Here is a 10036-nt window from a genome sequence, read left to right as displayed (position 1 = left end):
GCTTTTTGTCGGAAGTCATTGCTATAGGGGGCGGGCATTGAAATAGGCAGAAAAGACATGGTCCTATTTTGTCCTAACTAGCTCCTCAATTGCTATAGTCATCCCCTTACCCTAGCGGTATTTAGACAACAGGAAAGGACTATTCCTAGGCAATTTCTCGATCAAACTTGATTTTTATATTCTTCTGGATAAATCTCGGGGGTTTATTGCCGATATAGTCGTATTCAGCGAGTTTATATTGGCTAAACTGAACATCCAATTCACTGTAAGCAATTTTTGGATCCCGCTTTGAAATTGAGCTGGCTAGCCCACCTTCCTCGCCTACACAGGACTTAAAATCTACCAGGTACAAGTTACCCCCACTATCGAAGCTAAAAAACGGACCTTCTTGGCCGCCAATCGAATAGTTCCCTTCTTGCCCATTGTCAAGGTCGTAAATATTCCGATTGCAGATGGTCTGCTCCGTATGCTTCACCCCAGTATGAGGAGAAGTATATTCAAAAGAGAATGTCGCATTTTTACCCAAATCGGCCAGGGTTAAGCTCCCCATCAACCCTTCAAGGTCTTTGCCACTATTCAAAGCATTAACCACTTGATCTTTATCGTAAGTAACCGTGCCAGAGATTACTCCCTCATCCCCAATATTGCCAGCACTTTTGAATGAGTAGGTCGTGGCCCAGACAGACTGGGTCATCATTAACAGCCCAAGACACATTCCTACAGTGCTGATCAGCAACCGCTTGAGACTATTGCGAATCATCAGTGATATTCCTTGTGACGATAAAATTATTGATATTTAATCTCAATAGTTGCACAAGGTTAGCATCAGATCAAAATCGATTTTTTTAAGGTGCCATGCAAAGAATTCCCTAAGCAAGTAGTCACAAGGGTTTTCTCAATGGCAGCTAGATGCAGCCTTACTTAAATTATTGAGTTTTATTACAGATAGATGAGTATTTTATTGATAGTAAGTTTCAATAAAACTATTCTGGCAATCATTGATCGCTCAAAAAAATGTTCTCCTCTCAGAGACATGGCAAGGGGAGCTGTAACTACTCAGTTCCCTATTTTTTTTGGGGCGAGGTTGTTGTTGATTTGCGATCGCAACCCTGGTCCTTGATTCCGAATAGAGCTACAAAACGACATCCTGCACTTGGCCTTCTAGATCGAGCAGCCTTCATCTAAAAGAGGTCAGAGTTTGCGGGTTCTGGTGCCAATGGAAGGTGGAGATATGAAACGCATTGCTGTCAGTTTAATCACGCTTTTTCTATCCGGCGTTCTCCTGCTCCTGTGCTCATCGGCAGCAATGGCGCTCCCCAGTGCTGATGATGGCCTATCACAGCCTCAAGATAAGCTAACGCAGCACCCCACTTCCGACCCGCAAGAATTTCTACATTGGTTTAAACAGTGTGAACATCTTCAGGGCCAGAATGCCCTAGCTGCCTGTGAACATGCCATAAGGATCAATCCTCATGTTGCTGCAACATGGATTAATCACGGCCAAAAGCTATTCGATTTTGGTCAGTATCAACAAGCGTTGAGTTCTTTTGAAAATGCCCTGTTGTTAAAGCCAGATTATTCTCTGGGCTTAGCCAATCGATGCGGTCTCCTCAGTGTCTTAGGTCGATATACCGAAGCATTAGATGCTTGCGACATGGCTTTATTGGGGGACCAGCAGTGGGGATTTAGTGGGCAAGTCCTCGCCTGGAATAATCGTGGCGATACCTTAATCAAAATGGAGCGCTATGAAGAAGCCTTAGCGTCTTTCCAAAAATCATTGGCGATCGATCCCAGTGATGCAGCGGCCCAGCAATATCGCCACGTCGTCCTTGAGAAGCTGCATCATCGAGAGTCTGCTCAACCCAAATTTCCTGATTTTATTCCGTCTCATCAAAAAGCACGAATCGCCCTTGTCACGCGTTGACAAGCAAGTAGCCGCGATTTTCAAAACCTCGTTTTGCCTAAACCCCTTTCTTTCCTTATATCTATACTTGGAAGACCATTATGGAATCCTCGATTGAAAAACAAGAGTATCCCTGGTATGCAGGGAATAGCCGTTTAATTGAACCCTCCGTATCCGGGAGATGGTTAGCAGCCCATATCCTACAAGCGGCCATCATTATGTTTTGGGTGGGGCTCAATACCCTCTCTGAACTCCAGGTATTCAACCCCGATGTCGCCATGTATGAGCAAGGGTTGGTTCTGATCCCTCATATGGCCGCCGAAGGGATTGGCGTTGGTCCAGGTGGAATCGTTACGGATACTTTCCCCTATTTTGCGATCGCCTATGTGCATTGGGTCGCGAGTTTAGTTCTCCTATTTGGCGGCTACTACCATTTAGCCGTGGGTCCTGCCGATCTCTCCAAGGGAGGCCGGGGCACAACCAAAAGCTTTGCCTTTGACTGGGATGACCCCAAACAGTTGGGCTATATCTTAGGAAATCATCTACTTTTTATTGGCTTCGCCTCACTCCTATTTGCCGGATGGATCATCAATCACGGTATTTATAACCCCACCGTAGGAGATATCCAAGCCGTAACCCCTACCATGCAAAATTTCACCAACATATACCAATACGGATGGTCTACACCTGGGTTTAATCCATTTTTTATTGATAATTTGGGCGACTTAGCCGCTGGTCATATTTTGATTGGCATTGTGGATATCCTGGGCGGCATTTGGCATATTAATGTCTCCCCCTTTCGCTGGGAACAACAGCTTGGCGCCCGAAAAGATAATTACAGTGCAGATGGCTTGATTGGCTTATCCCTCGGCGGCGTCGCCATTATGGGATTTATTTCTGCCTACTTCTGTGCGGTCAATACCTTTGTCTATCCGGTGGAATTTTACGGGGCTGCTCTAGAGGTGAAATTTAACATTACGCCTTATTTTAAGGACTCCGTTGAATTAGCAGATGGGGTTTATAGCTCCCGAGCTTGGCTATCCAATGTCACTTACTATTTGGCCTTCTACTGCTTGCAAGGACATTTATTCCATAGTCTGCGAGCCATGGGCGTCAAGTTTGAAAATCTTCCTCAGGCGCTTTCTGAAGCTTTTAAAGTTGAGTCTTCGCAGCCCGTGGAAGTCCCGCAATCAGCTGATGAGTAAGTCTAACTCTTAAACCGATTTTTTGCGTTCTTTTTATCCCTTGATCATTAAGGGTTACTGGCATGATGGTCCTCTTCTCGGAGTAGCCATCATGCCGATCAACATCAGCGATTGAAAGGCTCTATTCGCTCGAAGATACAAACGTCTTAACGCCTTTCTCTGCCCTCACTGCATTTAAATTAAAGGTAATGTCATGACAGACGAACAGACCGCCACCGCCAATACCCAAGTTGCCTCCGAATCAAAGGGGGAAGAAGATTCAGCCACCCAAACGGATCAACAAGCCGTTGCAACAGCCGCACCACAGACTGATGAAGTGGATACTCCACCTAAATCCCCTGACACAAAACCGACTGGAGTGGAGCATCAATCTCAGTCTTCCCTAGGGCAACCGCGCTTTTCCTCAGGCGTACTATTTTTTCTGTGGGTCTTCTGCACGCTCGTTTTTCTCTCAATAACCGCAGGCTATATTGCTACCCGCTAACCTGCATTATTCATGACGATTGCGATCGCATCCCCAATTAAACTGCGATCGCAAATCATCGATTACAGCATTAAAAATGGCTACAAAGCAGAACACTTTGCTATTGCCAAATACTGCGAGGATCATATTTTTCGGCTAGTCATCAATGAAGAGGAAGGGGTGGTCGCGCGAATCTGCACGGTCTGCGATACCAAGCATGGTATCGGTGATAGTGATGACTATTTCGACGAGGTTGAAGTCGTTTACCCCGTAACGTGCTCTTGTGGTCATAATCAGTTTGAGATTATGGCAGGGGTGGCGCTCTACCGTATGAGTGGAGATGTGCGGTGGTTCTATCTGGGCTATGAATGTTCTGCCTGTGGACTCTCAGGTGTATATGGCGACTGGAAGAACGAGTTTATAGGGTATACGAATCTTCTCAAGCGTGTTTAGTTACGTACCGTGGCATCCCCTCCTAGACTGGCTAAACTTCTCGATCAATGGCTACTGTGTGGCATTTAGGATACTGGCATTTCGCGCAGCTCTATTGTTCCGCCATTGAGGATTACAGGGTGAGTGTCAAGCAACCTTTTCAATACAGTCAAAGCATCGGTATCAAACCTCATAAATCCCACTATTGTTTCGGTCGAGTCAGATGCCTGCTTCTTGCCGATTGCGTGCCGTTTCCCAAGGGCACTGCCACCTTGGAACATGCCAGACTCTTTCGCATTTTTCAGAAACTGATTCCATGCATCCATAGTAGGTGTGGAGTCAGAATTCCCATGAACAAAAGCAATGTATTGCATGTCTGAATAGTGCCGTGGCAGGTAGGTTCAAGTAGCGTGTAATATCATCCACATTATGCTGTATCGGGTTTACTCAGTGAGTATGTGAGAATCACGGCAGGCCCACAGTAATGGATCCTGGATCAAACGCAGACAATGGACTTTCGTTGCTGATTTCCATATATCCGCAATTCATCGAGTGATACGTGCTTGGTATGTAGCGCTTAAGCCCATTAGTTTCGCTCCACGTCATAGTAATTATTACGCCCTTCATCTACGTAGGTGTCCAATATGCGTAACTGGGCTTCTTGCAAAATACTTTCGTATCGTTCACGTCCAAGGGAACGGCACTGATGGCCTGTATTTATATCAGTCCAGATGCCAATTTCAACAGGTGCGGTAAATAAGAAACGACCACCAGGCATTAGCAGTTGATAAACTCGGTGGATTAGCCTAACCTGATCGTCTTCGCATAACAAGAAGAGCAGTCCAATAGATATAACGGCACTGAACTTCCGCCCAAAGTAGTTGCTTTCTAGGGCATGGGTGCATTCAACGGGAATATCTGGGAACCGGAGTTTAAACTCGGATACCAGGGTAGGTGACGAATCTACGGCCCAAAGCTTTAATCCAGCAAGGGCGAGAGTACGAGTAACAGGAATGCCACCACCGCAAGCAATTTCAAGCACATCGCTGTTGGTAGGGAGTGAGTGTGCCCATTGTTCAATAACATGTATGCCAATCGTTGAGTGATCGCGAGTGTTTAAGAATTTTCGAGCATGATTCTCGTATGCGCTTACTGAATCTGACGCCATATCTTCAATGGGGGCTAACAACCGAGTTAACGGATTACATTACAGGAACGAGCCAGAAGCTAAAGAACAAAGCAAGTTCATGATTGCCGAGCATCCGAGTGCATGTGGGTGCTAGCTCAGAACTTCTGGCATAGCTAGGGAGTGAAGCTGGATGCATTATAAATTTCCATCAATAAGTAAATAATTCAGGCGTTCAATTCGCTCCCGAGTCAGAGATTCAAGAGTTAGCGCAGCAATCATGGGTGCTATGCTTGCTCCTTTGAAACGACCACGTCTAAATTCAGATTCCTTATCTCGATAAATTAGCCATTGTTGATGAGATTCAATAAGTTGAACACGATTTTCATTGCTAGTATGTTCCAACACTCTCTCATATGATTCTTCAAGTTCATGATTAGCTATTTTTACTGCTTCTCCAGCTAGCAAATTCATTTGATGTTGACTAAGTATCGGATCTTTATAAAGGCGTTCTAGAGGATCGACTCCAGATGCCACCCGATTAAATTCCGCATATAGTTCAGATCTACTATTCAGTGCTTTCTCAAAGTCTCTTAACTGATTAGGTGAAAGATTTTGGTCATCGAGGACCTTATAAAGTTCTGCGAGTTTTGTGAATTTATTAATAACATCAAGCTGATCAGCACCTGTAATTTTTCGCCTAAATATCTCAACCAGTAAACCTAAAAATGATCCTAGTATTACTAGAAGTGCCTCTTTCATAAAATGCAATCCAAATATACATAAAGGCTAAATTTCAAGCAGAAGCTATTTATTAAACGGGGAAAGCATAATAACTCCGAGATAGAGCATTGTCCGAATTTTATCCGTTTTTCCCTAAAATAGGTATATTATCTGAATCTTTTTGAGCTTTCATAGTGCTAATTAGAATTTTTTAGCTTTAGAAAGCTATTCCCTTTCAAAAATTGGAGAAATGAGATAGCATCCCCAATCAAACTGCGATCTCAAATCAATAACTCCTACACCCAAAATGTCTACCGAATGGAACACTTAGTTGTTGCTCGGTGTAAATCCCACTGAGTTGCGATGCTCGAAGAGCGGCCTATGTCCCGCGGACAACAAGCAACGGCCATCGCAAATTAAGTTCAATTTAGATTTTCAAGCTTTTGAAAACAATTGCCACTCCCACAACTCCAACTATTGCCCCAACCCATGGACCTAAAAGACTACCAATAAAGATATTGACCAACCCCTCTGATATACATCCCCAAGCTGCAAGTCCTTCACAAGATTGCTGCGATGGTGGTAGGTTCTCTCCGATTTGGTAGCCAATGACTAAGCCCGCTAGGCCACCTACAATACCATTTACTCTGAATAGCCAAATTTGCCAACGATTTAGCTTGCCTTGATTGCGTAACCAAATCTTCTCCATCAGCAAACTTATGCTCATACCGGCCCCCACAATCCATATCAGCACTGCCAACCAAAACCAAGAATTTGTAAGAATCATAGTTTGGGTATCGTGATTAGGAACAACGGATATGCGAAGGTTGGGGTACTATCAAGCTGCAATGGCATTGTGAACGTAACACTCAGGCTATTTCAAGCAAAGATTACATCCCAAAGTAAACTGAGATCGCAAACCATCACTCCATAACTCACACCTAAAAGCAATAATGATCTCTATACGGTAAATCTTGCTGAGCAGACTTGGATGGGACTAAACGTAGTGTTGATTCATGGCATGGGTCGAACGCCTCTATCTATGCTGTACCTACAGCACCGACTCCGCAAGCTGGGCCATATTCCCCACCTATTTGGCTATTCCCCCACTTTAGAATCCTTGCAAACCGTCACAGACCGCTTGGTGCAACAGATTCAAACCCAAGTCGGTTCCCAACCCTATGCCCTGCTGGGGCATTCCCTCGGCACTGTCATTATCCGCAACGCCTACCCCCAACTTAGCCCCCATCCACCCGCAGCCTGCTTTTTCCTCGCCCCACCCATGATGGCCTGTCAAGCCGCAAAATTCTTCTCCAAAGTCGGCCTCTATCGGCTGCTCACAGGAGAAATGGGGCAGTTACTTGCCCAGGATAGTTTTATCGACCAACTAACCCTACCGCCCCATACCAAGATCTACGTTGGCACGGGTGGACCTAGGGCACCGTGGCTCCCCTTTGGCAACGAATTCAACGATGGCATTCTCTCGATAGCAGAAGCCAGCGACGGCCACAAAGTGGTGACCGTGCCTGCCATTCACACCTTTATAATGAACTCCACTTCAGTGGTTGAGGATATTGCCCAGTCCCTAGAGGCCCTAGACTGACGGCCCGCACTATTTAGGAACCACAAAGTTCACCAGCTTGCCTGGAACGACAATTACCTTTTTCACTTCCTTGCCAGCAATATACCGCTGGGCCACTTCCGACTCGCGGGCAAGCTGTTCCAAGTCTTCCCGGCTGGAGCCCGCCGGCACTTGAATTGTGCCACGGGTTTTACCCATAATCTGAATCACTAGGGTAATCTCATCGGCCACTAGGGCCTCTTCATCCACCTGGGGCCAAGCCTGACCCAGAATCGAATCAGAGTGACCTAAGTTCTCCCATAGCTCTTCACTGATATGGGGCGCAAACGGGGTGAGCAGCAGCAGCAAGATTTCCACGCCTTCGGCATAGACGGGAGACGCTTTCTCTTTGGAATCACTGAGGGCATTGCTTAGCTTCATTAGCTCAGATACGGCGGTATTGAACTGATAGTCGCCGTCTAAATCTTCGCTAGTTTCTTTAATGGCAATATGAACGGATCGTCGCAGCTCCTTTTCGGTTTTCGAGAGCTTGGCTTTATTCACCTTCGCTTTCTTGCCCTTGGCTTGGGCGGCATGTTCACTCACCAGTCGCCAGACCCGATTGAGAAACCGGAATTGACCTTCCACATCCGCCCCTTCCCACTCCAGATCTTTTTCTGGAGGAGCCTTAAATAAGGTAAATAGACGGGCGGTATCGGCCCCGTACTTATTGGTGACCTCTTCCGGGGGGACGCCATTGTATTTAGACTTGGACATCTTTTCGTAAAAGGCTTCCAAGGGGGCACCGGTTTCTGGATCCTTCGGATCGTCGGCATCAACATTAATAGGTGCAATATACTGCCCCGTCTCTGGGTTCTTATAGGTCAGGGCTTGCACCATCCCTTGGGTGAGTAGCTTTTTGAAGGGTTCATCGAAATTGAGGAGTTTGCGATCGCGCATCACTTTCGTAAAAAATCGCGAATAGAGCAGGTGTAAAATCGCATGTTCAATCCCACCCACATATTGATCGACGGGCAGCCAATCGTTGGTTTTAGCCGAATCAAAGACGGCCTTGTCATTTTTGGCATCAGGATAGCGAAGGAAATACCAAGACGAATCAATAAAGGTATCCATAGTATCGGTTTCCCGCTTGGCGTCCGCCCCGCAGTTGGGACAAGCCACATTCACCCAAGACTCTAACTTGGCTAGGGGCGATCCCCCTTGGGCCGAAAATTCCACATCTTCGGGCAGTTCCACGGGCAGATCGGCTTCGGGAACCGGAACGGCCCCGCAATTGGGACAGTGAATCACCGGAATTGGCACACCCCAATAGCGCTGGCGGGAAATCAGCCAGTCCCGCAGGCGATACTGAACTCTGGCCTTCCCCCAGCCTTTGGTCTCAGCTTTGGCAATTATGGCCTGCTTGCCTTCAGTGGAGACTTTGCCGTCAAATTCACCGGAATTAACCATCAGTCCCGGTTCCGTATAGGCGGCTTCTAGGGGTGTCTCGGCATCGCCACCTTCCGGCACAATTACCGTTTGAATCGGCAGTTTATTCTGCTGAGCAAACACAAAGTCCCGCGTGTCATGGGCAGGAACCCCCATCACTGCGCCAGTCCCGTACTCATACAGCACATAGTCGGCAATCCAAATGGGAATTTCTTCCCCCGTAAAGGGATTGATCGCCTTGCCCCCCGTGGGAATGCCTTTCTTGGGCTTGTCTTCCGCCGTGCGATCTATTTCGCTCTCGGCTCCGACTGCTTCGATAAATTTGTCGACTGCTTTTTTCTGAGCTTTGCTGGTGACTTGGGGGGTGAGGGGATGTTCTGGAGCCAGCACTACGTAGGTGACGCCATAAACCGTATCAGGACGGGTGGTAAAGACAGCCACCTTATCATCCATGCCCACAATCGGGAACTCCAGATAGGCCCCTACGGATTTACCAATCCAGTTGGCCTGCATGGTTTTAACCCGTTCAGGCCAGCCGGTCAGTTTATCTAAATCAGTAAGCAGTTCTTCGGCATAGTCGGTAATTTTTAGGAACCACTGCCGTAGCAGTTTGCGCTCCACCTTAGCCCCAGATCGCCAAGAGCGGCCTTCATTATCCACCTGTTCGTTAGCAAGTACGGTCTGATCCACCGGGTCCCAGTTAACGGCGGCTTCTTTCTGGTAGGCCAGGCCCATATCCAGAAATTGTAGAAAGATCCATTGGGTCCACCGATAGTAGTCGGGAGAGCAGGTGGCGATTTCCCGGCTCCAGTCAATGGAAAGTCCCAGGGGCTCTAGCTGCTTTTTCATTTGGGCCATATTGGCATAGGTCCATTCGGCGGGATGAATTCCCCGAGCGATGGCGGCATTTTCGGCGGGTAGGCCAAAGGCATCCCAGCCCATGGGCTGGAGAACTCGGTAGCCCTGCATCCGCTTGAGGCGGGCAATCACGTCGGTGATCACATAGTTGCGGGTATGGCCGACGTGCAAGCTGCCCGAGGGGTAGGGAAACATGGACAGGGCATAGAATTTGGGTTTGCTGGTGTCTTCAGGAGTTGCATCTAGCCCCTGTTTGGCCCAGCTTGCTTGCCATTTGGGTTCAATCTCGGTGGGATTGTAACGGGACTCCACTACT

The 10036-nt window shown here is 47.2% G+C and carries 11 protein-coding genes; 5 read left to right on the top strand and 6 right to left on the bottom strand.

Annotated features, from left to right (window positions below; all coding sequences use genetic code 11):
* Window positions 1-145: 145 nt before the first annotated feature.
* A complete protein-coding gene (locus Q0991_RS11840; protein ID WP_299488698.1) occupies window positions 146-760 on the bottom strand; it encodes a hypothetical protein in 615 nt (204 codons plus the stop codon).
* A 471-nt stretch (window positions 761-1231) separates the two neighbouring features.
* Between Q0991_RS11840 and Q0991_RS11835 the strand changes: the two genes are divergently transcribed.
* The 4 genes from Q0991_RS11835 (at window position 1232) to Q0991_RS11820 (ending at window position 4024) form a co-directional block, all read left to right on the top strand.
* Window positions 1232-1924, top strand: a complete 693-nt coding sequence (locus tag Q0991_RS11835) for a tetratricopeptide repeat protein (RefSeq protein ID WP_299488696.1) — start codon at window positions 1232-1234, stop codon at window positions 1922-1924.
* A gap of 80 nt (window positions 1925-2004) precedes the next feature.
* On the top strand, window positions 2005-3108 hold the full coding sequence (locus tag Q0991_RS11830) for a chlorophyll a/b binding light-harvesting protein (protein WP_299488693.1): 1104 nt from the start codon (window positions 2005-2007) through the stop codon (window positions 3106-3108).
* A 193-nt stretch (window positions 3109-3301) separates the two neighbouring features.
* Window positions 3302-3592 carry a hypothetical protein gene (locus Q0991_RS11825; protein WP_299488691.1) on the top strand — a complete coding sequence of 97 codons (291 nt, stop codon included), beginning with the start codon at window positions 3302-3304 and terminating at the stop codon, window positions 3590-3592.
* Between the two features lie 12 nt (window positions 3593-3604).
* A complete protein-coding gene (locus tag Q0991_RS11820) occupies window positions 3605-4024 on the top strand; it encodes a hypothetical protein (RefSeq protein ID WP_299488689.1) in 420 nt (139 codons plus the stop codon).
* Between the two features lie 65 nt (window positions 4025-4089).
* Here Q0991_RS11820 and Q0991_RS11815 read toward each other — a convergent pair whose 3' ends face one another.
* The 4 genes from Q0991_RS11815 to Q0991_RS11800 form a co-directional block, all read right to left on the bottom strand.
* Window positions 4090-4377 carry a hypothetical protein gene (locus Q0991_RS11815; protein ID WP_299488687.1) on the bottom strand — a complete coding sequence of 96 codons (288 nt, stop codon included), beginning with the start codon at window positions 4375-4377 and terminating at the stop codon, window positions 4090-4092.
* 212 nt (window positions 4378-4589) lie between these two features.
* Window positions 4590-5171 carry a class I SAM-dependent methyltransferase gene (locus Q0991_RS11810; RefSeq protein WP_299488685.1) on the bottom strand — a complete coding sequence of 194 codons (582 nt, stop codon included), beginning with the start codon at window positions 5169-5171 and terminating at the stop codon, window positions 4590-4592.
* 156 nt (window positions 5172-5327) lie between these two features.
* A complete protein-coding gene (locus Q0991_RS11805; protein WP_299488683.1) occupies window positions 5328-5891 on the bottom strand; it encodes a lysozyme inhibitor LprI family protein in 564 nt (187 codons plus the stop codon).
* A 388-nt stretch (window positions 5892-6279) separates the two neighbouring features.
* Window positions 6280-6639, bottom strand: a complete 360-nt coding sequence (locus Q0991_RS11800) for a hypothetical protein (RefSeq protein ID WP_299488681.1) — start codon at window positions 6637-6639, stop codon at window positions 6280-6282.
* A gap of 204 nt (window positions 6640-6843) precedes the next feature.
* Between Q0991_RS11800 and Q0991_RS11795 the strand changes: the two genes are divergently transcribed.
* Window positions 6844-7455 (top strand): alpha/beta fold hydrolase, encoded by a 612-nt coding sequence (locus Q0991_RS11795; RefSeq protein WP_299488679.1) that lies wholly within the window; start codon window positions 6844-6846, stop codon window positions 7453-7455.
* 9 nt (window positions 7456-7464) lie between these two features.
* On the opposite strand, the gene leuS is transcribed toward Q0991_RS11795, so the two are convergent.
* Entirely contained in the window at window positions 7465-10032 is a 2568-nt protein-coding gene (leuS, locus tag Q0991_RS11790; protein ID WP_299488700.1) for a leucine--tRNA ligase, read from the bottom strand.
* Window positions 10033-10036: the final 4 nt, after the last annotated feature.

It is taken from the genome of Acaryochloris sp. IP29b_bin.137 (assembly GCF_028285745.1).
In the GTDB taxonomy this organism is placed as follows: domain Bacteria; phylum Cyanobacteriota; class Cyanobacteriia; order Thermosynechococcales; family Thermosynechococcaceae; genus Acaryochloris.
Note: the sequence above shows the minus strand (reverse complement) of the source record. Positions and strands in the feature narration are given on the sequence as shown.